At 70.6% G+C, this 21,647-nt stretch carries 18 protein-coding genes; 7 read left to right on the top strand and 11 right to left on the bottom strand.

What is annotated here, in order from left to right; all coding sequences use genetic code 11:
* Positions 1-29: 29 nt before the first annotated feature.
* Complete coding sequence (locus QC283_RS27330; RefSeq protein ID WP_279564363.1) at positions 30-854, bottom strand: maleylpyruvate isomerase family mycothiol-dependent enzyme; 825 nt, start codon at positions 852-854, stop codon at positions 30-32.
* 196 nt (positions 855-1,050) lie between these two features.
* On the opposite strand from QC283_RS27330, the gene QC283_RS27325 reads away from it, so the two are divergent.
* Positions 1,051-1,845, top strand: a complete 795-nt coding sequence (locus QC283_RS27325) for a carbon-nitrogen family hydrolase (protein ID WP_279564362.1) — start codon at positions 1,051-1,053, stop codon at positions 1,843-1,845.
* A gap of 47 nt (positions 1,846-1,892) precedes the next feature.
* Here QC283_RS27325 and QC283_RS27320 read toward each other — a convergent pair whose 3' ends face one another.
* On the bottom strand, positions 1,893-2,411 hold the full coding sequence (locus QC283_RS27320) for an LURP-one-related/scramblase family protein (RefSeq protein ID WP_279564361.1): 519 nt from the start codon (positions 2,409-2,411) through the stop codon (positions 1,893-1,895).
* Positions 2,408-3,412, bottom strand: a complete 1,005-nt coding sequence (locus QC283_RS27315) for a helix-turn-helix domain-containing protein (protein WP_279564360.1) — start codon at positions 3,410-3,412, stop codon at positions 2,408-2,410. The genes QC283_RS27320 and QC283_RS27315 overlap by 4 nt, the downstream gene beginning before the upstream one ends.
* A 52-nt stretch (positions 3,413-3,464) precedes the next feature.
* Between QC283_RS27315 and QC283_RS27310 the strand changes: the two genes are divergently transcribed.
* Positions 3,465-3,857 (top strand): cupin domain-containing protein, encoded by a 393-nt coding sequence (locus QC283_RS27310; RefSeq protein ID WP_279564359.1) that lies wholly within the window; start codon positions 3,465-3,467, stop codon positions 3,855-3,857.
* A 48-nt stretch (positions 3,858-3,905) separates the two neighbouring features.
* Here QC283_RS27310 and QC283_RS27305 read toward each other — a convergent pair whose 3' ends face one another.
* From QC283_RS27305 to QC283_RS27295, 3 genes are all read right to left on the bottom strand, one after another.
* Positions 3,906-4,157, bottom strand: a complete 252-nt coding sequence (locus QC283_RS27305) for a DUF6458 family protein (protein WP_279564358.1) — start codon at positions 4,155-4,157, stop codon at positions 3,906-3,908.
* Between the two features lie 135 nt (positions 4,158-4,292).
* A complete protein-coding gene (locus QC283_RS27300; RefSeq protein WP_279564357.1) occupies positions 4,293-5,591 on the bottom strand; it encodes a M18 family aminopeptidase in 1,299 nt (432 codons plus the stop codon).
* Between the two features lie 98 nt (positions 5,592-5,689).
* Positions 5,690-7,516, bottom strand: a complete 1,827-nt coding sequence (locus QC283_RS27295; RefSeq protein ID WP_279564356.1) for an acyl-CoA dehydrogenase — start codon at positions 7,514-7,516, stop codon at positions 5,690-5,692.
* Positions 7,517-7,678: 162 nt separating this feature from the next.
* Between QC283_RS27295 and QC283_RS27290 the strand changes: the two genes are divergently transcribed.
* The 3 genes from QC283_RS27290 to QC283_RS27280 all read left to right on the top strand — a co-directional run bounded on the left by QC283_RS27290 (position 7,679) and on the right by QC283_RS27280 (position 10,498).
* Positions 7,679-8,158 (top strand): SseB family protein, encoded by a 480-nt coding sequence (locus QC283_RS27290; RefSeq protein ID WP_019324792.1) that lies wholly within the window; start codon positions 7,679-7,681, stop codon positions 8,156-8,158.
* A gap of 136 nt (positions 8,159-8,294) precedes the next feature.
* Complete coding sequence (locus QC283_RS27285; protein ID WP_279564355.1) at positions 8,295-9,272, top strand: pirin family protein; 978 nt, start codon at positions 8,295-8,297, stop codon at positions 9,270-9,272.
* A 131-nt stretch (positions 9,273-9,403) separates the two neighbouring features.
* A complete protein-coding gene (locus tag QC283_RS27280) occupies positions 9,404-10,498 on the top strand; it encodes an AI-2E family transporter (protein WP_279564354.1) in 1,095 nt (364 codons plus the stop codon).
* On the opposite strand, the gene QC283_RS27275 is transcribed toward QC283_RS27280, so the two are convergent.
* Positions 10,420-12,594 carry a SpoIIE family protein phosphatase gene (locus QC283_RS27275; RefSeq protein WP_279564353.1) on the bottom strand — a complete coding sequence of 725 codons (2,175 nt, stop codon included), beginning with the start codon at positions 12,592-12,594 and terminating at the stop codon, positions 10,420-10,422. The two genes, QC283_RS27280 and QC283_RS27275, sit on opposite strands and share 79 nt — an antisense overlap.
* A 180-nt stretch (positions 12,595-12,774) precedes the next feature.
* Between QC283_RS27275 and aspS the strand changes: the two genes are divergently transcribed.
* Positions 12,775-14,538, top strand: a complete 1,764-nt coding sequence (gene aspS / locus QC283_RS27270; RefSeq protein ID WP_279564352.1) for an aspartate--tRNA ligase — start codon at positions 12,775-12,777, stop codon at positions 14,536-14,538.
* A gap of 164 nt (positions 14,539-14,702) precedes the next feature.
* Here the strand turns inward: aspS and QC283_RS27265 are convergent, their stop codons facing one another.
* The 4 genes from QC283_RS27265 to QC283_RS27250 form a co-directional block, all read right to left on the bottom strand.
* Complete coding sequence (locus QC283_RS27265; protein ID WP_279564351.1) at positions 14,703-15,650, bottom strand: hypothetical protein; 948 nt, start codon at positions 15,648-15,650, stop codon at positions 14,703-14,705.
* Between the two features lie 103 nt (positions 15,651-15,753).
* Complete coding sequence (locus QC283_RS27260; RefSeq protein WP_279564350.1) at positions 15,754-16,119, bottom strand: PH domain-containing protein; 366 nt, start codon at positions 16,117-16,119, stop codon at positions 15,754-15,756.
* Between the two features lie 103 nt (positions 16,120-16,222).
* Positions 16,223-17,839 carry a methionine--tRNA ligase gene (gene metG, locus QC283_RS27255; protein ID WP_279564349.1) on the bottom strand — a complete coding sequence of 539 codons (1,617 nt, stop codon included), beginning with the start codon at positions 17,837-17,839 and terminating at the stop codon, positions 16,223-16,225.
* Positions 17,840-17,930: 91 nt separating this feature from the next.
* On the bottom strand, positions 17,931-19,271 hold the full coding sequence (locus tag QC283_RS27250; protein WP_279564348.1) for a VWA domain-containing protein: 1,341 nt from the start codon (positions 19,269-19,271) through the stop codon (positions 17,931-17,933).
* A gap of 263 nt (positions 19,272-19,534) precedes the next feature.
* Between QC283_RS27250 and QC283_RS27245 the strand changes: the two genes are divergently transcribed.
* Positions 19,535-21,631 (top strand): PhoX family protein, encoded by a 2,097-nt coding sequence (locus tag QC283_RS27245; RefSeq protein WP_279564347.1) that lies wholly within the window; start codon positions 19,535-19,537, stop codon positions 21,629-21,631.
* The last annotated feature ends 16 nt before the right edge of the window (positions 21,632-21,647 follow it).

Raw genomic sequence — 21,647 nt, 5'->3', positions numbered from 1 at the left:
GCCGGACGGGCTGAGGATACTCACCGGCGTCACTGAGTGACCGTGAAGTTGCGCAGGATCGCCGCCGTCAGGTCCTGGTCGCCCTCCGTCTTGATGCGGTCCGCCGCCGCGGCCGGGGTCACGCGGCCGCAGGCCAGGCGGACGTAGGTCTCCCAGTCGAGGGTGAGGGTGGCGGCGGGGCCGAGGGCGGGGGCCGTTTCCAGGGTTCCGCGGCCCTGGATGTCGACGCGGATGGTGCGCAGGAACTCGACCGGGCCGTGGACGTCGAAGACGACGGCGGAGCTGCGCGGCGCCTGGGCGCGCTCGGCGACGACATCCGGCAGCTCGGCGAGCAGCACGTCACGGGCGACGTGCGCGCCGGGGGAGTCGAGGTTGCCGGGCCGGCCGAGGGTCGCGCGCAGGTCCTGCTCGTGCGCCCACACGTCGAAGGCGTGCCGGCGCATCGCCTCCTCCAGGGTCAGCTCGGTGCCGAGCGGGCCGCGCACCTTCGTGCCGGGGTCCCGCGACTCGTTCCGCAACTGGCGGTTACGCCGGATGATCATGTACTCCAGCTCGGCCGTCATCTCCGGCGCCGTGTGGTGGCGGCGGACGTCGACCTGCATCTCCATGTAGCGCTGGTGATCGTTGGTGACGTGGAAGAGGTCGCGCGGGAGCGTGTGGATGGGGCGAGGGTCGCCGAGCATCTCGGAATCCAGACCCAGCACGTGGGAGACGACGTCGCGCACCGACCAGCCGGGGCAGGGGGTGCGGCGGTTCCACTCTGCCTCCACAAGCGGCTGGACCAGCTCGGTTATCGCCTCGATGGAGTGAGTCCAGGCGTCGGCGTAGGGCTGGAGGGTGGGATGCAGACTCACGGAACGGGACCCCTCGGGCGGTCGGTACACGGGCGGTTGTTTCGGCGGCGGTGCCTGTGGGAGGTGGCGGCGGTCAGTGGGCGTGTTGAGACGCTAAGTTACGCTGCCGTGCGGTACCCCGGCAGTGCTTTCGTGTGACGATCGTAGGCTGTGTGGACACCCTTGGGGACGGCCCGAATGGCAGGACGGTGGTAGCGTGCGCGCCTCTTTGATCCAAATCGCCGTGAACGCTGATGAATCAGTGGAAGCGCGCCGTCGCCGGGCGGCGTCGCTGGTACGGGAGCAGGCGGGCGCCGATCTCGTCGTACTGCCGGAGCTGTGGACCACGGGCGCGTTCGCCTTCGAGGAGTTCGGCGCGGCGGCCGAGCCGGTTGAGGGCCCGACGTACGAGGCGATGGCGAAGGCGGCGAGCGACGCGGGCGTGTGGCTGCACGCGGGGTCCGTCCCCGAGCGTGCCTCGGACGGCCGGCTCTACAACACCTCTCTCGTCTTCTCCCCCTCCGGTGACCTGGCCGCCGCCTACCGCAAGATCCACCGGTTCGGCTTCGACAAGGGCGAGGCCGTGCTGATGGGCGCGGGCGGCGATCTGGTGACGGTCCGTCTGCCCGAGACGACCCTTGGCGTGGCGACCTGCTACGACCTCCGTTTCCCCGAACTCTTCCGCGGCCTGGTCGACGACGGCGCCGAGACGCTCGTCGTCCCGGCGGGCTGGCCGGAGCGCCGCCGGTCCCACTGGACGCTCCTGGCACAGGCACGGGCGGTGGAGAACCAGGCGTTCGTCCTCGCGTGTGGAACGGCCGGGACGCACGCCGGAGTTCCGCAGGCCGGTCACTCGATCGTGGTCGACCCGTGGGGAGAGGTGCTGGCGGAGGCCGGCGCGGACGAGGAGATCCTCACGGTGGAGTTCGACCCGGCGAAGGTGGCGCGGACCCGCGAGCAGTTCCCGGCCCTGAAAGACCGGGCGCTGGGACTCCGGACGCCGCGGCGGTAGCAGCGGAGGAGGGGGCGGGGATCAGTTCCGGGGATCAGTCCCGGGGATCAGTCCCCCTCCGTCTCCCCCTCGCCCGCCTTCTCCCGCTCCTTCTCCGCCAGGTGGATCACGCACACCGTCAGCGCGATCAGCAGGGCCGGGTCCGCGTCGTCCCGGACGACGTCGACGCCGTAGGTGTCCCGGAGGGTCAGCCACCGCCGGGAGACGACGGCCAGCAGCTCACCGTCGTACTCGATGGCGAACTCCCGGTCGAACACCTTGCCGCTGACGTCCAGCTCGGTGCCGTCGGCCAGGGAGACCCGGTAGTGGTTGCGCAGCAGCGACAGCCGCTTGCGCCTGATCCGCGCCAGCGGTTCACCGCCCCGCTCGATCACCATCGTGTCCCGCAGGGCGAGCATCTTCTGGTGGATGCCGATGACGACGTTCCCCCGGGCGTCCTTCAGCTCCCAGGTGTCCCGCAGCCGCATCGCCTTGCCGTCGACGAGGAAGGCCTTGTCGCCGTTGTCGTCCTCGATCCAGTAGTCGTCACCGAAGCCGAGGAGCCGGTCGTACACGAGGAATCTCATGTTGTGATCGCTTCCCCCACGCCCGGGCCGAAACGCCGCCGGTAGGCCGACGGGCTGAGCCCGGTCTCGCGCCGCAGCCGCGCCCGCAGGTTCGCGGCGGTCCCCAGCCCGCTGCGGGCCGCCACCACGTCCAGCCGCCGCTCCCCGCGCTCCATCAGACGCCGGGCGAGGGTCACGCGCTCGGCCGTCAGCCAGGCGAGCGGCGTCGTCCCCAGCTGGGCCCGGAAACGCCGGTGCAGGGTCGCCGGTGACACCGCCGCGCGCTCCGCGAGGTCCGTCACGGTCAGTGGCTCGCCCAGCCGCTCCTGCGCCCACTCCAGCAGGGGCGCGAGCGACTCGTCGGGCACGTGCGGCACCGGCCGCTCCACGAACTGCCGCTGCCCGCCGTCCCGGTGCGCGGCGAACACCAGCCGCCGGGAGACGGCGCCCGCGATCTCGGCGCCGTGGTCCTGGCGCCAGAGGTGCAGCCCGAGGTCGAGCGCGGCCGCGCTGCCCGCGGCGGTGAGGATGTCGCCCTCGTCCACGAACAGCACGTCCGGTTCCAGCAGCACCCTGGGGTGCAGCCGGCGGAAGGAGTCCGTCCACAGCCAGTGCGTGGCCGCCCGCCGTCCGTCCAGCAGCCCGGCCTCTGCGAGTGCGAAGCTGCCGGTGCAGAGGCTGACGACGCGGGCGCCACGCGCGTGCGCGCGCCGGATGGCGTCCAGGACGGCGGGGCCGCGCGGTACGACGTTGTCCGGCCGGCCGGGGACGACGAGCGTGTCGGCCCGGTCGGCGGTGTCCAGCCCGGGTACGTCGGCGAGCGTGAAGAACCCGTGGTTCATCCGGATCGCGGGCGCCGGCCCGCACAGCGACACCTCGTACAGCGGCTCGGCCGGCCCCAGCTCGGGCCGCGGCAGGCCGAACAGTTCGGTGGCACAGCCGACCTCGAACGGATTGGTGCCCTCGTCGACGATCACGGCGACCCGGTGCGGGCGAGGCTGCTGAGAGGATCCTTGCGGCATGTGCGATTTCTAGCACTCGTCCGGCGGGCACGGCGCCCCGCACGATGGCGTCATGTCACAGGAACCCGTCTCCCTCGCCTCCGCCCTCGAGTCCTTCTCCGAGCGGTGGAGCCCCCGCATCGTCACCACCCTCAACGACTACGACGTCCGTATCGCCAAGGTCGAGGGCGAGCACGTCTGGCACGTGCACGACCACACCGACGAGTTCTTCCTGGTGCTCGACGGCGAACTGCACATCGCTCTGCGCGGACCCGGCGGCGAACGTACGGTCGTCCTGCCCAAGGGCTCGGTCTTCACCGTTCCGCGCGGCACCGAGCACAAGCCGTACGCCCCCGTCCCCGCCGCGATCCTGCTCCTCGAACCGACGGGGACGTCGACCGTGGGCGACCGGCACGACGAGGTGCCCGCCCATGTGGACGCGACGACGGGGCACGCGCTGACGTGAGCCGGCGGGCAGGCGCCGGCGGGGGCCCGGCACGCGGACCGGTGGGGCTCAGGCGCCGTAGCCGTTGTTGTAGCCGTCCCGGGTGTGGTGGTGGGGCCGTTCCTCGACGACCGGGGTCGTCGGCGGCATCACGACGCGACGGCGCCGGGCGATGCTGCTGAACGTCGCCACACCGATCAGGCCGACGATCATGAAGATGACACCGACCAGGTCGAGGTTCACACCCTGCATGTCCCAGTCGGTCGCGAACGTGAGGATGGCTCCCACGGCGATGAGGATGATGCACCCGCCGAGGCCCATGAGTGTCGCCTCCCTGTAGATCCGGTCGGTTCCGGGAATCCGGTCGATCCGGTTCCGTGCGGGTACCCCCGGCCGGAACACCCATGCGGTGCGGGGGTGTTCCGGCCGGAGCGCGCTCGGGGGCCGGCTCCCGGCTCAGCCCTCCAGGAACGCCACCAGCGCGTTCGCCAGCAGGTACGGGTCGTCCGCGCCGCACAACTCCCGGGCGCTGTGCATCGAGAGGATCGCGGCGCCGATGTCGACGGTGCTGATGCCGTGCCGGGCAGCGGTGATCGGGCCGATGGTCGTGCCGCACGGCATGGAGTTGTTGGAGACGAAGGTCTGGAAGGGGACGTTCGCCTTCTCGCAGGCGGCGGCGAACACCGCGCGGCCCGAACCGTCCGTGGCGTAGCGGTTGTTGACGTTGACCTTGAGGATGGGGCCGCCGTTGACGCGCGGGTGGTGCGTCGGGTCGTGCCGCTCCGCGTAGTTGGGGTGGACGGCGTGGCCCGTGTCGGAGGACAGGCAGACGGTGCCGGCGAAGGCACGCGCCCGGTCCTCGTACGAGCCGCCGCGCGCGAAGACCGAGCGTTCCAGCACGCTGCCGAGGAGCGGACCGTCGGCGCCGGTGTCCGACTGGGAGCCGGTCTCCTCGTGGTCGAAGGCGGCCAGGACCGGGATGTACGGGAGGTCCGCGCCGGAGGTGGCGACCGCGGCCAGGGCGGCCACGCCGGCGTGCACGGACAGGAGGTTGTCCATGCGGGGCCCGGCCACCAGGTCCCTGTCGCGGCCCAGGTACGCCGGGGGCTCCACGGAGTGGGTCATCAGGTCCCAGCCGGTGACCTCGCCGCGGCTGAGCCCCGCCTCGTCCTCCAGGAAGGCGATCAGGTCGCCGTCGCGGACGGTGTCGCCCAGGCCCCAGACCGGCTGGAGGTGGCGCTGCTTGTCGAGCTTGAGGCCCTCCGCGGACACGTTGCGGTCCATGTGGATGGCGAGTTGCGGGACGCGCAGCAGCGGGCGGTCGATGTCGACCAGGCGGGTCGTGCCGTCGCGCAGGGTGAGCCGGCCGGCCAGGCCCAGGTCGCGGTCGAGCCAGGAGTTCATCAGGGGGCCGCCGTAGATCTCCACGGCGACCTGGCGCCAGCCGTGCGCCCCGGTGTCGGGGCGGGGCTTCACGCGCAGGTTGGGGGAGTCGGTGTGCGCGCCGACGATGCGGAAGGGAGTGTGCGGGGCCGCGCCCTCGGGGACGTACCAGGCCACGATCGCGCCGCCGCGCAGCACGTACTTGCCGCCGGTCGTCCCTTCCCAGGCGTCCGTCTCCGCGACCTGCCGGAAACCGGCCTTCTCCAGCCTCTCGGCGGCACTCGCCACGGCGTGGTACGGCGTGGGTCCGGCCGCGAGGAAGGACATCAGGTCGTCGGTGTGGCCGCGGTCGAAGCGGGAGGGTGCGCTCATGGGGTTCACCTTAACGACGTGCGAGGGCCCGCTTCCCGTGCGGCGGGAGCGGGCCCTCGTCAGGGTGTGTGGAATTGGTGGAGGGACCCCGGCCGGTCCTAGAAGGCGGCCTCGTCCAGCTCCATCAGGTCCAGCTCGACGCCCTGGGCGGTCTTGCGGGCCAGGGTGACGCCGGGCAGGACGTTCGCGGCGAAGAACTTCGCCGCGGCGATCTTGCCGGTGTAGAAGGAGACGTCCTTGGCGGACGCGGTCGGCAGCTTCTCGGCGGCGATGGCGGCGCCCTTGAGGAGCAGGTAGCCGACGATCACGTCGCCGGACGCCATCAGCAGGCGGGTGGTGTTGAGGCCCACCTTGTAGATGTTCTTGACGTCCTGCTCGGTGGAGGCGAGGTCGGTGAGCATGAGGCCGACGATGGCCTCCAGCTCGACGGCGGCCTTGGCCAGGTGCTCGCGGGCGCCGGACAGTTCCTCGCCGCCGGTGCCGAGGGCGAGGAACTTCTTGATGTCCTCGGCGAGCGAGTTCAGCGCGGCGCCCTGGTTGCGGACGATCTTCCGGAAGAAGAAGTCCTGGCCCTGGATCGCCGTGGTGCCCTCGTACAGGGTGTCGATCTTGGCGTCGCGGATGTACTGCTCGATCGGGTACTCCTGGAGGAACCCGGAGCCGCCGAAGGTCTGGAGCGACTGGGCGAGCTGCTCGTAGGCCTTCTCCGAGCCGTAGCCCTTGACGATCGGCAGGAGCAGGTCGTTGAGGGCGTGCTCGGTGGTCGCGTCCTCGCCGTCCGCCTCCTTGACCTGGATCTCGTCCTGGACGGATGCGGTGTACATGACGAGGGCGCGCATGCCCTCCGCGTACGCCTTCTGCGTCATGAGGGAGCGGCGGACGTCCGGGTGGTGCGTGATGGTGACCTTGGGGGCCGACTTGTCCATGAAGTTGGCCAGGTCGGGGCCCTGGACGCGCTCCTTGGCGTACTCCAGGGCGTTGAGGTAGCCCGTGGAGAGGGTGGAGATCGCCTTCGTGCCGACCATCATCCGCGCGAACTCGATGATGCGGAACATCTGGCGGATGCCGTCGTGCTTGTCGCCGATCAGCCAGCCCTTGGCGGGGTGGCGGTCGCCGAAGGTCATCTCGCAGGTGTTGGAGGCCTTCAGGCCCATCTTGTGCTCGACGTTGGTGGCGTAGACGCCGTTGCGCTCGCCCAGCTCGCCGGTCTCGAAGTCGAACTCGTACTTCGGGACGAGGAAGAGGGACAGGCCCTTGGTGCCGGGGCCGGCGCCCTCGGGGCGGGCGAGGACGTAGTGGAGGATGTTCTCCGACATGTCGTGCTCGCCGGACGTGATGAAGCGCTTGACGCCCTCGATGTGCCAGGAGCCGTCCTCCTGCTGGACCGCCTTGGTGCGGCCGGCGCCGACGTCCGAGCCGGCGTCCGGCTCGGTGAGGACCATGGTGGAGCCCCACTGCTTCTCGACGGCGAAGGACGCGATGTGCTTCTGCGCCTCGTTGCCCTCCTCGAAGAGGATGCCCGCGAAGGCGGGGCCGGAGGAGTACATCCACACGGCCGGGTTGGCGCCGAGGATCAGCTCCGCGTACGCCCAGATGAGGGAGCGCGGGGAGGTGGTGCCGCCGATCTCCTCGGGCAGGCCGAGCCGCCAGTACTCGGAGTCCATGAAGGCCTGGTAGCTCTTCTTGAAGGACGCCGGGACCGGCGCGGTGTTGGTCTGGGGGTCGAAGACCGGCGGGTTGCGGTCGGCGTCGGCGAAGGACTCGGCCAGCTCGTTCTCCGAGAGGCGGGTCAGCTCCTCCAGGACGCTCTTGGCGGTGTCCGTGTCCATCTCCGCGAACGGGCCGGTGCCGTACAGCTTGTCGCGGCCGAGCACCTCGAAGAGGTTGAACTCGATGTCCCGGAGATTCGGCTTGTAGTGCCCCATGGCGACGGCTCCGTTGAGAGATCGGCGAGGCACTGACTCCTCGCATCTGTACACATACCAACTACACGTACCGAGTAGTAGCTACGATGATGCTACCCGTCGGTAATAAGAAGCAACCCCGAGCCGGACATCTGTGACTCGTTACTCGTTACTCTGTGCGGCATGTACGGCTACGACCAGACCGCGGGCCAACAGCAGCAGCAGTACGCCCCGCCGCAGCAGCCGATGTCCGGCGGGATGTCCGGCGGGTACGGGCAGCAGCCGCCGCTGTACCCCGAGCCGTCCCCGCCCTCGCTCGCGGACGCGGTGCGCGCCTTCACCACCGGCCAGATGTCCGCCGAGGACTTCCAGCAGATCTTCGCGACCTCGAAGGTCTACTGCCCGCGCGGCGACAACCCGGGCTTCCTCGCGTTGCACAACACCCAGCAGCCGGTGATCCCGATGTTCACCGGCCTCAAGGAACTGCGCCGGTACGCGGGCAAGGAGTCGAAGTACTTCGTGATCACCGGGGCGGAGGTGATCGACCTGCTGCCGACCGGCTACGGCTTCGTGCTGGACATGGAGGGGGAGCACCGGATGGTGTTCGACGCGAAAGCCGTCGAACAGATGGTCGATTTCGCGATGCGCCGCATGTACGGCTAGGCGTCAGAGCCTGAGGGGTGGCCGACCGGCCGCCGACGCCGCGAGCCCGGAGGGAATGCCCTCCGGGCTTTCTCGGTTCCAGGTGGCAAGAAGTTCAACGCTCAACTAAAGTGGGCGTACCCGAGGAGGTACCGACATGCCTGCAGTGACCGTCGAGAACCCGTTGACGCTGCCCCGTGTATCCGCGCCCGCCGACGCCGTCGCACGTCCCGTGCTCACCGTCACGACCGCGCCCAGCGGTTTCGAGGGTGAGGGCTTCCCGGTCCGCCGCGCGTTCGCCGGGATCAACTACCGCCATCTCGACCCGTTCATCATGATGGACCAGATGGGTGAGGTGGAGTACGCGCCCGGGGAGCCGAAGGGAACGCCCTGGCACCCGCACCGCGGTTTCGAGACCGTCACCTACATCGTCGACGGGATATTCGACCACCAGGACTCCAATGGCGGTGGCGGCACCATCACCAACGGCGACACCCAGTGGATGACGGCGGGCTCCGGTCTGCTGCACATCGAGGCGCCGCCGGAGCAGCTCGTCATGTCGGGCGGGCTCTTCCACGGCCTCCAGCTGTGGGTGAACCTGCCGGCCAGGGACAAGATGATGGCCCCCAGGTACCAGGACATCCGCAGTGGCAGCGTCCAGCTGCTCACCTCCCCCGACGGCGGCGCGCTGCTGCGGGTCATCGCCGGTGAGCTGGACGGTCACGAGGGCCCCGGCATCACGCACACGCCGATCACGATGGTCCACGCGACGCTCGCGCCGGGCGCGGAGGTCACCCTGCCCTGGCGGGAGGAGTTCAACGGCCTGGCGTACGTGATGGCCGGCCGCGGCTCCGTGGGCGCCGAGCGGCGTCCGGTCCACCTGGGGCAGACCGCCGTCTTCGGCGCCGGAGGCTCGCTGACCGTCCGCGCGGACGAGAAGCAGGACTCCCACACCCCGGACCTGGAGGTCGTGCTGCTGGGCGGGCAGCCGATCCGCGAGCCGATGGCGCACTACGGGCCGTTCGTCATGAACACCCGGGAAGAGCTCCAGCAGGCCTTCGAGGACTTCCAGAAGGGCCGCCTGGGCACCGTCCCGGCCGTGCACGGCATGTCGGCGGCGGGACCGGACGCCTGACGGAGTCCCGCGCTGACGGGGTGCCGTGCCGGCACTCGCTCATGTGCCGACAGGGTGCCGTGCCGGTACCGCGTAACCCGGGCGGGCCGTCCACGCAGGACAGCCCGCCCGGTGCGTGATCGGCTGGGAGCGTGCAGCTGCTTCCCGGTCCGGTCCGTCGGTTCGCCGCCTGGTGCGCCGTCATCCTGCTCGCCAGCGGTGTCGTCTACGTGGCGATCCGGCTCTGCGTCGAGTTCCGCACCGCGGTGACGCCGGCGCTGCTCGCGCTGCTCGGCACCGCCCTGCTCAGACCGCTGCACCGGTGGCTGGTGAAGGCGCACGTGCAGCGGTCGCTGGCCGCCGGGCTCACCTGCGTCGCCGTCGTGGCCGTGGTGGGCGGAGCCATGTACATCGTGGTGTCCGCGCTCATCGAGACCGGCGACCAGATCATCGCCTCGCTCCGGGACGCCGCGAAGGACATCGCCGACCACTTCGGGGCGGCCGGGACCTCGCTGGACGACATCGCGTCCAACGCGCGGGAACTGCTCGGCAAGTTCGGCGGTACGGCCGCCTCGGGCGTGGTCACCGGGATCAGCGTCGTCGGCGAGATGATCGCCATGGCCGTGCTCGCCCTGCTGCTCGTCTTCTTCTTCCTGCGCGACTCCGACCGGGCCGCAGGCACGGTACGCGCCGTCGCCCCGCCCGGCGGGGCCGACATGGTCGAGGCGATGGCCCGGCGGGCCTTCGAGGCCGTCGAGGGCTTCATGCGGGGCACCACCCTCATCGCCCTCATCGACGCGACCTGCATCACCGTCGGGCTGCTCGTCCTCCGCGTCCCCGGCGCGATCGGGCTCGGCGCGCTGGTCTTCGTCGGCGCCTACATCCCCTACCTCGGCGCCTTCATCTCCGGAGCCGTCGCCGTACTGGTCGCGCTGGCCGACCGGGGGTTCGTCATCGCGCTGTGGGCCCTCGGGGTCGTCCTGGCCGTGCAGGTGCTGGAGGGGCACATCCTCCAGCCGATGGTCCAGAGCCGGACCGTGCACATGCATCCGGCCATCGTGCTGCTGGCCCTGACCGCGGGGGCGTCGGTGGCAGGCATCCTGGGAATGCTCCTCGCCGTCCCCCTCACGGCCGCGGCCTTCGGCGTCGTCCACGAACTCCAGGCGCGTTACGCGGCCTCGGGGTCGCCGACGGGGCCGCCGCCACGGCCGTCTCCGGGACCGTCCTCCGGCCCCGCCGACTCGTAGACCTCGTACCAGATGCTCTTGCCCTTGCCGCGCGGGGCGACGCCCCACGCGTCCGCGAGCAGTTCGATCAGGATCAGGCCGCGTCCGGAGGACGCCATCTCCCCCGGCCGGCGCTTGTGCGGCAGGTCGTCGCCGCTGTCGGTGACCTCCACCCGGATCTGCCGCGAGCCCGGCTCCCCGGCGACCTCGGCGACCAGCAGGGCGTCGGTGTCGGTGTGGACCAGGACGTTCGTCAGCATCTCGGAGAGCAGGAGCACCGCGGCGTCCCGCTGCTCCTCGCTGGGCCAGTCGTGCAGCAGGTCACGCAGATGCTGCCGGGCGGTGGCGATCCGCGCGGGCTCGGCCTGCGCGACCGTCAGCATCGTGCGGCGTACCGGGGCGCGGGCCACGGTGCTGTCGCCGCAGCCGCAGCCCTCGCCCTGCCGGCACAGCAGCAGCAGGGCGATGTCGTCCTCCCGCCGGTCGGCCAGCGGGCCGGTGGTGTGGTGCGAGGAGGGTCCGTGGACGGCCTGGACCAGCGCGTCGGCCAGTTCCTCCAGGCCGCCGTCGTGCTCCTCCAGGATGACGCGGAGGCGGTGCCAGCCGGTCTGCAGATCGTGGCCGCCGGTCTCGACCAGACCGTCCGTGCACAGCATCAGGGTGTCCCCGGGCTCCAGGGCCAGCCGGGTGATCGGGTAGTCGGAGTCCGGGTCGATGCCGAGGGGCAGCCCGCCCGCCGTGGCGAGGATCAGCGCCGTCCCGTCCGCCATCCGTACGACCGGGTCCAGGTGCCCGGCGCGGGCGCTCTCCACGGTGCCGGTCGCGGGGTCGACCTCCGCGTAGTAGCAGGTCGCGAAGCGCATGTCCCCGGGGTCGTCGCCGGACTGGGCGAGGCCGTGGAAGAAGTGGGAGGCACGGGCGAGCACCGCGTCGGGGCGGTGCCCCTCGGCGGCGTAGGCGCGCAGGGCGATACGCAGCTGGCCCATCAGCCCGGCCGCGCGTACGTCGTGTCCCTGGACGTCGCCGATGACCAGGGCGAAGCGGCCCCCGGGCAGCTGGATCATGTCGTACCAGTCGCCGCCGACCTGGAGGCCGCCGCCGGTGGGGACGTAGCGGGCGGCGACGCCCATGCCGGGGATCTCCGGGCCGAGCACGGGCAGCATGGTGCGCTGCAGCCCGTCGGTCAGCTCCCGCTGGGTCTCGGCGGCGCCCGCCCGGGACAGGGCCTGCGCCAGCATCCGCGCCACGGTGGTCAGCACCGACCGCTCGTCCGGCGTGAACGCGACCGGGTAGGCGAAGGCCGCCATCCAGGCGCCCATCGGGCGGCCCGCCACGGTCAGCGGCAGGAAGGCCCAGGAGCGGCGGCCGAAGCGCTCGGCGAGGGGCCAGGTGAGGGGGTAGTGGGACCGGTACTGCTCGGGGGAGGAGAGGTAGACGGCGCGGCCGGTGCGGACCACCTCGGCGGCCGGGTAGTCCGTCTCCAGCGGCATGTTCACGAACGGGTTCATGTCGTTGTGCGGCTGTCCGTGGTGGCCGATGACCGTCAGACGGTCGCCCGAGACCCCGAAGACCGCCAGCCCGTCCGGGGAGAACCCCGGCATCGACAGGCCCGCCGCGACCCGCAGTACCTCCTCGGTGGACCGCGCCTCGGCCAGTGCCCGGCCCGCGTCCAGCAGGAAGGCCTCCCGCGAGCGGCGCCAGTCGCCGGTGACCGCGCTGCGCCCGGCGGGGGTGCCCGGGGTCGGCTCGGCGACCTCCTGGAGGGTGCCGATCAGCTCGTACGCCTTGTGCACGGGGTCGAACGACGGCTTGGAGCGGCTGCGGACGATCCGGACGATGTGGCCCCGCTCGTCCATGATGCGGACCCGGACCTCGGCGAGGGTGCTTTCGGCGACGGCGAGCTGGACCACTCCGGTGATCTCGTTCCAGTCCACCGGATGCAGCCGGGCCCGTACCTGGGCCTCGGTGAGCGTCGCCCGTTCCGGGGGTAGCCCGAGCAGACGGGCCGCCTCCGCGTCGACCGTGACCGTCCCCGCGGCGGTGTCCCAGTGCCACAGACCGGTCGCGAGGGCGGCAAGGACCTCCCCCACCTCGGGCAGGGGCTCACCAGTGCGCATTCATCCACTGTAGGAAGAGGTGATCGGACACTGCCACCGCTCGCTCCCGGGCCCGCGTCGCGGCAATGGGGAGGAGGACAGCCGTGCCCGGCCGGTACGCTGGGGGTTGTTTCACGCTGGGGTTGTTTCACGTGAAACGCGGAACACCATCCCCGATCCACGAAGGCTGGATGAACGACGATGCATCGGTACAGGTCCCACACCTGCGGCGAGCTCCGCTCCTCTGACGTCGGCACCGACGTCCGACTGAGTGGCTGGCTGCACAATCGGCGCGACCTGGGCGGCATCCTCTTCATCGATCTGCGCGATCACCACGGCATCACGCAGCTCGTCGCCCGTCCGGGCACCGCGGCGTACGAGGCGCTGGACAAACTGACCAAGGAATCGACCGTTCGTGTCGACGGCAAGGTCGTCTCCCGGGGCGCCGACAACATCAACCCCGACCTGCCCACCGGCGAGGTCGAGGTCGAGGTCGGCGAGGTCGAGCTGCTCGGCGCCGCCCAGCCGCTGCCCTTCACCATCAACGCCGAGGACGGGGTCAACGAGGAGCGGCGCCTGGAGTACCGCTTCCTGGACCTGCGCCGCGAGCGCATGCACCGCAACATCATGCTGCGTACGTCGGTCATCTCCTCGATCCGCAGCAAGATGGTGGCCCTCGGCTTCAACGAGATGGCGACGCCCATCCTCACCGCCACCTCCCCCGAGGGCGCCCGCGACTTCGTCGTCCCCTCCCGCCTGCACGCGGGCCGCTTCTACGCGCTGCCGCAGGCGCCGCAGCAGTTCAAGCAGCTGCTGATGATCTCCGGCTTCGACCGGTACTTCCAGATCGCGCCCTGCTTCCGCGACGAGGACGCCCGCGCCGACCGTTCGCCGGGCGAGTTCTACCAGCTCGACGTCGAGATGAGCTTCGTCGAGCAGGAGGACGTCTTCCAGCCGGTCGAGCGGCTGATGACCGAGCTGTTCACGGAGTTCGGCAACGGCCGCGAGGTCACCTCCCCCTTCCCGCGGATCCCGTTCCGCGAGGCCATGCTGAAGTACGGCTCCGACAAGCCGGACCTGCGCGCCAAGCTGGAGCTCGTCGACATCACCGACGTCTTCGCGGGCTCGGAGTTCAAGGCCTTCGCCGGCAAGCACGTCCGCGCGCTGCCGGTGCCGGACGTGGCGGGCCAGTCCCGCAAGTTCTTCGACCAGCTCGGCGACTACGCCGTCACGCAGGGCGCCAAGGGCCTGGCCTGGGTCCGCGTCGGCGAGGACGGCTCGCTGACCGGCCCGATCGCGAAGTTCCTCACCGAGGAGAACGTCGCGGAGCTGACCAAGCGGCTCGGCCTGGCCCCCGGCCACGCGGTGTTCTTCGGCGCCGGCGAGTTCGACGAGGTCTCGAAGATCATGGGCGCGGTGCGGGTCGAGGCCGCCAAGCGCGCCGGGCACTTCGAGGAGAACGTCTTCCGGTTCTGCTGGATCGTCGACTTCCCGATGTACGAGAAGGACGAGGAGACGGGGAAGATCGACTTCTCCCACAACCCCTTCTCGATGCCGCAGGGCGGCATGGACGCCCTGGAGAACCAGGACCCGCTGGACATCCTCGCCTGGCAGTACGACATCGTCTGCAACGGCGTCGAGCTGTCCTCCGGCGCCATCCGGAACCACGAGCCGGACATCATGCTCAAGGCCTTCGCCATCGCGGGCTACGACGCGGAGACCGTCGAGCGCGAGTTCGCCGGCATGCTGCGCGCGCTCCGCTTCGGCGCCCCGCCGCACGGTGGCATCGCCCCGGGCGTCGACCGCATCGTCATGCTGCTCGCCGACGAGCCCAACATCCGCGAGACCATCGCCTTCCCGCTCAACGGCAACGCCCAGGACCTGATGATGGGCGCGCCCACCGAGCTGGACGAGACCCGGCTGCGCGAACTGCACCTGACGGTGCGCAAGCCGCAGCCGAAGTAGTCCGCCGACGGCACGGCACGGCACGGCCGAGGGCCCGGCGCGGGATCGAGATCGATCCCGCGCCGGGCCCTCGTCGTAGGTGATCTGAACGACGTAGACCCGCTCGCTCCGGGCAGTCGCGGCAGCGACCAGGGGCCGGGGCGCGGAAGGGGCGGTCGCTCGGTTTACGAGGCATCCTCCCGGAGCTCCGGGTGGCCCGTCTCCGGGGCGAACAGGTCCTCCGCTCGCCCTACTGTGCCGGCGCGGTCCAGCCAGTCGTTGAGGAGGGTGAGGTCGGAACACGTGCGGATGCGCTCACGGACGGCGTCAGTGATCACGAGGCCACGCACCTCCAGTACCCGCAGGACGCCCTTGGCCTCACCGCGGGCCTCGCCCTCGGCCTTTCCCTCGGCCTTTCCTTCGGCCCTGCCCTCGAGGTACTTCTCCTCGAACAGCGTCCGGTGTCCCGGGAAGTGGGTGATGACGTCCTGCATCAGCTTTCTCCAATTCTCCCTGGTCGGAGTGGATTCCAGACCGACCTCCACCATTTCGAACCAGTACTTCGTGATGTCCGGCTCGAAGGACAACAGCCCGCGGGCAACGGCTTCCAGTATGGCGGGCGCACGGCGGCTCTCGCTGTGGACGATGGCGGAGAGCACCGCAAGGGCGGGGCGCCGGGCCACCGTTGCCTCGTCGGTCACCTCCGGGACCGTCTGGGGCCCCAGGACGATCGGCCGGGTGGTCTGGGTCGGCCATGAGGCCACGCCGCATTCGAAGGGCCCCGCGGCCCACGCCGCTGTGGCACGGTCCCGGCAGACCGCCACCAGCACGACCGGCAGGTCGTACTTCGCGCACAGGTACGCGACGTAGTACGCCCAGCTCCTCGCCTTGTCGGGGTCCTTCTTGGTCTGCGACTCGAGGGCGAGCACGAAGTTCTCCCCCATGTCGGGCGCGAACCTGAGCACCGTGTCCACACGGCGCTCCATCGGCCGGATCTCGGTGGCGTCGGGGGAGAGCTCGTCGAAGTCGTCCTTCGAGGGCGGCGGAAGCCCCAGTGCCTCGAAGACAGGCGCGAGAGCTTCCGGGTGCTCCTGGAAGAGCCGGTGGGAGGCCTCGTGTGTTGCTTTGACCATGAGCGCCAGCTAACTGCGGTCCTGGCAGGAGTATCCGGCATATGCCGGAGCATTCACTCGTTCGGGGACCGGAGAATCGTTCGCTCTGGGCAGGGTGCTCGCGTCAGCGGGCCACGAACTGGGTCAGGATCGCCTGGACCTCGTAGATGTCGACGCCCTTGGTGAAGGTCTTCTCGATGGGGGTCTGGGAGCCCGAGAGCCAGATCTTCAGTTCGGCGTCGAGGTCGAAGTGGCCGGCCGTCTCGACCGAGAAGTGCGTGATGCTGCGGTACGGGATCGAGTGGTACTCCGTCTTCTTGCCGGTGATGCCCTGCTTGTCGACCAGGATCAGGCGCCGGTCGGTGAGCAGGATGGTGTCGCGGATCAGCAGGTAGGCGGCGTGGATCTGCTCGCCGTGGCCGAGCAGACGCGCGTAGTCCTGCTGCGCCTGGGCCGGGTTGATGCTGTGCGCGTTGCCGAACAGTGCCATGGCTGGTGCCCCCTCGTGAGCCGGTGTGCTCGTCCGATCTTCGCAAAACGGAAGGCCCGGGAGAAGGTCTGCCTTCTCCCGGGCCCGTGCTGTAGCGAGCGCGTTACGCGGTCGGCTTCTCCTCGAGACGCGGGAAGAGCACCGCGCCCTTGGTGACCGTCGCACCGGCGGGCAGTCGGCCCCAGTCCGCCGCGTCCTGGACCTTCTGGTCCGCGAGGGCGCCCAGGGACGCCTCGGCGCCCAGGGAATCCCAGAGCTTCTGGGAGGTGTCCGGCATGATCGGGTTGAGGAGGACCGCCACCGCGCGGAGCGACTCCGCGGCCGTGTAGAGGATCGTCGCCAGGCGGGCCTTGCCCTCCGGCGAGTCGTCCTTGGCGACCTTCCAGGGCTCCTGCTCGGTGATGTAGCCGTTGACCTGCTTCACGAAGTCGAAGACGGCCAGGATGCCGCCCTGGAAGTCCAGCTCCTCGCCGATCTTCCGGTCGGCCTCCGTGACGGCCCTGGTCAGGCCGTCGTGGATCGCCTTCTCCGCGTCACCGTCGGCCGCCGAGGCCGGCAGCGCGCCGCCGAAGTACTTGCCGACCATGGCCGCGACGCGGGAGGCGAGGTTGCCGTAGTCGTTGGCCAGCTCGCTGGTGTAGCGGGCGGAGAAGTCCTCCCAGGAGAACGAGCCGTCCTGGCCGAACGCGATCGCGCGCAGGAAGTACCAGCGGTACGCGTCCACGCCGAAGTGCGAGGTCAGGTCCTGCGGCTTGATGCCGGTCAGGTTGGACTTCGACATCTTCTCGCCGCCGACCATCAGCCAGCCGTTCGCGGCGACCTTGCCGGGCAGGGGCAGGCCCTGCGCCATCAGCATCGCCGGCCAGATGATCGCGTGGAAGCGGAGGATGTCCTTGCCGACCAGGTGCACGTCGGCGGGGAACGTCGACTCGAACTTCTCCGGGTTCTCGTTGTAGCCGACCGCCGTGGCGTAGTTCAGCAGGGCGTCGACCCACACGTAGATGACGTGCTTGTCGTCCCAGGGGACCGGTACGCCCCAGTCGAAGGTCGAGCGGGAGATGGAGAGGTCCTGGAGGCCCTGGCGGACGAAGTTCACGACCTCGTTGCGCGCGGACTCGGGCTGGATGAAGCCCGGGTTGGCCTCGTAGTGGGCGAGCAGCTTCTCGCTGTACGCGCTCAGCTTGAAGAAGTAGTTCTCCTCGCTGAGGATCTCCACCGGCTTCTTGTGGATCGGGCACAGCTTCTGGCCCGCGTACTCGCCCTCGCCGTCGAGCAGCTCGCCGGGGAGCTTGTACTCCTCGCAGCCCACGCAGTACGGGCCCTCGTAGCCGCCCTTGTAGATCTCGTCCTTGTCGTACAGGTCCTGCACGAACTCCTGGACGCGGTCGGTGTGCCGCTTCTGCGTGGTGCGGATGAAGTCGTCGTTCGCGATGTCGAGGTGCTCCCACAGGGGCTTCCAGGCCTCGGTGACGAGCTTGTCGGCCCAGGCCTGCGGGGTGACCCCGTTCGCCTCGGCCGTGCGCATGATCTTCTGACCGTGCTCGTCCGTGCCGGTGAGGTACCACACCTTCTCGCCGCGCTGGCGATGCCAGCGGGTGAGCACGTCGCCTGCGACGGTCGTATAGGCGTGGCCCAGGTGAGGAGCGTCGTTGACGTAGTAGATGGGGGTCGAGACGTAGAACGCCTTCGCCCCCTGCTTCTCGTTTCCAGTGGCCGCCATGGTCGAAATCCTACTGGTCGGATGGAGATCGACTCACACGCGTTTCGGGGGGCGGACAGGGTGATCGTCCCCTGCCCGCCCCCCGTGGGTCCTACGGGCGCCAGGTGGCCAGTACGCCCTCGTAGAGCTCCTTGTCGGTGAGCTCCCTGGGGGTCTCGCCGGCGAGGAAGTGGGAGGCGTTGCCCGTCTTGAGCTTGCGGAGGTAGTCGAAGGCCTTGTTCTCCGGGTCTCCGAAGGCGACGAAGGAGAAGTGGACGTCCGGGTGGTCGGCCGCCGCGTCCATGAGGGACTGGGTGGCGGGGGTCTTGGCGTCGGGGGCGCCGTCGGTCTGGAAGACCACCAGGGCGGGGGTGCCGGGGGCTTCCTTCCCGTGGTGGGCGAGGACGGCCTCGACGGCGGCGTGGTAGCTGGTGCGGCCCATCCGGCCGAGAGCGCCGTGCAGCTCGTCGATCTTGTTCTCGTGGTCGGCGAGGGTGAGGTCGCCGGTGCCGTCCACCTCCGTGGAGAAGAACGTGACGTGGACCGTGGCCTCGGGGTCCAGGTGGGCGGCGAGCGCGAGGGTCTGCTCGGCGAGGGCCTGGGCGGAGCCGTCCTTGTAGTACGGGCGCATGGAGGCGGAGCGGTCGAGGACGAGGTGGACCTTGGCGCGGGTGCCGGTGAGGCCGTGCTTCTTGAGGGCGGTGGCGGCGGCCTTGTAGGCGGTGGCGAGGCCGGGGGCGCGGGAGCGGACGCGGGCTGCGGTGGTCGCCGGTTTCGGGGTCTCGGCGGGGGCCTCCGGCCGGGGGTTCGATTCGGTCTCGGCGGGGGCCTCCGGCCGGGGGTTCGATTCGGCCTCGGCTTCGCCTTCGGCACCTGTGTTCCCACCCGCACCACCCGTGCCGGGTTCGTTGTCGGGTGCGGGTGGCCCCTGTGGGGCCTTCTCGTCGTCGGCGGCTGCGGGCTCCGGGGTCGTCTCCGGTTCCGGTTCCGGTTCCGGCTCGGGCTCGGGCTCGGGCTCGGGGGCCGGTTCCGGTTCCGGCTCGGGCTGCGCCTCCGCCTCCGGGGCGGCCGAGGCCTGCTCGGCCGGGGTCTCGTCCGGGGTCTCCGTCGGTTTCGGGACCGTGATGTTGGCGAACGCCGCCTTGACGAGTTCGTGCTCGTCCGAGGGGGCCTCCGAGCGGGGCTCGGGGACCTGGGCCGCCGCCTTGGGAGCGGGGTCGGCGGCCTCCGTCCGCTCCGGCGCCGCGGTCTGCTCCGGGACCGAAGCCGGTTCCGCCGGTGCGGTCTGTTCCCGGGCCGGGGCCGGCTCCTGGGGTGCGGTGGGCTGGGACGGGAGCTTCGGCTCCGGCGCGATGGCCGGCGGTGCCGTCTCCTGCGTCGCACCCTCCGCCTGGGCGGTCCGTTCTTTGCGTGACCGGCCGAACGCGTTCCGCAGGAGAGTGAGAATGCCCATGTGCGCAACCCTTCGCGTGAGTTGATGCCGTCAATCCCTGGCCAGGACGGACACGTAAGGTTAGCGGCCCCGGCTTGTGATCTTGTGCAGGGTCTGCCACGAAAGCACGGGCGCGTCAAGGAGGGATCAAGACGCCGCGGCAATTCCCCTCCGGCTTCCGTGGGTTCACTCACCGTTCACCGCGACGCCCGTCTCCCGCACGTATGTGCACCTACGGTCACGCTGACACCAAGGGCATCCAAGGGCTTCTCAGGGGAGAACACGTGCGCAAGCTGCTGCCGTTGATCGGAACGCCGTCCGGTTCGCATCCCGGCGGCCGGTCCGCCATGACCTGCCGTTTCCGGTGTGGTGACGCCTGCTTCCACGAGGTGCCCAACACCAGTTCCAACGAGTACGTCGGTGATGTCATCGCCGGCGCGCTCAGCCGCCGTTCCATGATGCGGGCCGCGGCCGTCGTCACCGTCGCCGCGGCGGGTGCCGGGGCCGTGGGCGTGGCGGGGGCGCCGTCGGCGCAGGCCGCGCCGGTCACCGGCAGGGGGCACGGACACGGGCACGGGCACGGGAAACCGTCCACGTCGAAGGGCGCGCGCGGGCTGCGGTTCACGCCCGTGGCGCCCAACACCGACGATGCCGTCACCGTCCCGGAGGGGTACCGGCAGGACGTCGTGATCCGCTGGGGCGAGCCCATCCTGCGCGGCGCTCCCGACTTCGACCCGGAGCGCCAGACGGCCAGGGCCCAGGCCGGTCAGTTCGGCTACAACAACGACTTCCTCGCCCTGCTGCCGCTGCGCGGGGAGCGTGACCGGCAGGTCCTCGTCGCCAACCACGAGTACACCGACGAGGTGCTCATGTTCCGGGGCTACGACCCCGAGAACCCGACCCGCGAGCAGGTCGAGATCGCCTGGGCCGCGCACGGGCTGTCCGCCGTGGTGGTGGAGGAGGAGCGCCGGAGCGGGAAGCTGACGCCCGTCACGCGGCACCGCCTGAACCGCCGCATCACCGCGACGACCGAGTTCCGGCTGACCGGGCCCGCCGCCGGTTGTGACCTGGTGAAGACCTCCGCCGACCGCAGTGGCCGCAAGGTGCTCGGCACCCTCAACAACTGCGCCGGCGGCACCACCCCGTGGGGCACCACGCTGCACGGCGAGGAGAACTTCAACCAGTACTTCGCCAACAGCAGTCGGGCCACGGACAAGCGCTACGGCATCGGCACCGGCGCCACCGAGCGCAAGTGGGAGCGGTTCGACAAGCGCTTCGACGTCGCCCAGGAGCCGAACGAGCCGCACCGCTTCGGGTACGTCGTCGAGCTCGACCCGTACGACCCGGACTCCACGCCCCGCAAGCACACCCTGCTCGGCCGCTTCAAGCACGAGGGCGCGACCGTGCGGCTGACCCACGACGGGCGCCCGGTCGTCTACACCGGCGACGACGAGCGGTTCGACTACTTCTACAAGTTCGTCGGCAGCAAGCGGATGCGGCACGGCAGCAGCCGCTGGGCGCGCGAGCACAACCTGTCGCTGCTCGACGAGGGCACCCTGTACGTCGCCAAGCTCAGCGGCGACTCCCCGGCGATGGAGATCGACGGCACGGGCAAGCTGCCGGCCGACGGCGAGTTCGACGGCGGCGGCCGCTGGATCCCGCTGGTCACCGCCACCGAGGACGGCGCCGTCTCGCACGTCGACGGCATGAGCGCCGAGGAGGTCTGCGTCTTCACGCGGCTCGCCGGTGACAAGGTCGGCGCCACGAAGATGGACCGCCCCGAGGACATCGAGCCCTCGCCGACGACCGGCAAGGTGTACGTCGCCCTCACCAACAACTCCAACCGCGGCAAGTCCGGATACGCGGGCCCGGACGAGGCCAACCCGCGCAACAGCAACAAGCACGGCCACGTCCTGGAGCTGACCGAGCGCTGGAACCGGGCCGACGCCACCACCTTCGCCTGGTCGCTGTTCCTCGTCGCCGGTGACCCGGAGGACCCGGCGACCTACTTCGCGGGCTTCCCGAAGGACCGGGTCAGCCCGATCTCCTGCCCCGACAACGTCGCCTTCGACGACCACGGCAACCTGTGGCTGTCCACCGACGGCAACGCGCTCGGCACCCACGACGGCCTCTTCGGCGTCGCGACGAAGGGCGACCGGCGCGGTGAGCTGAAGCAGTTCCTGACCGTGCCGAACGGCGCGGAGACCTGCGGCCCGCTCATCCAGGACCGGCGTGTGCTGGTCGCCGTGCAGCACCCGGGCGAGGTCGACGGCGCCTCCGTGGAGGAGCCGGCCAGCGCCTGGCCCGACGGTCCCGGCAAGCTCGTACGCCCGGCGGTCGTGGCGGTGTGGCGCGCGGACGGCCGCGACATCGGCGTCTGAGCGCCCCTCGCGCACG

Origin of the sequence: Streptomyces sp. DH41, assembly GCF_029813785.1 — a bacterium.
Classification (GTDB): domain Bacteria; phylum Actinomycetota; class Actinomycetes; order Streptomycetales; family Streptomycetaceae; genus Streptomyces.
The sequence above is the reverse complement of the archived record's forward strand: the minus strand, read 5'-3'. Positions and strand labels throughout refer to the sequence as shown.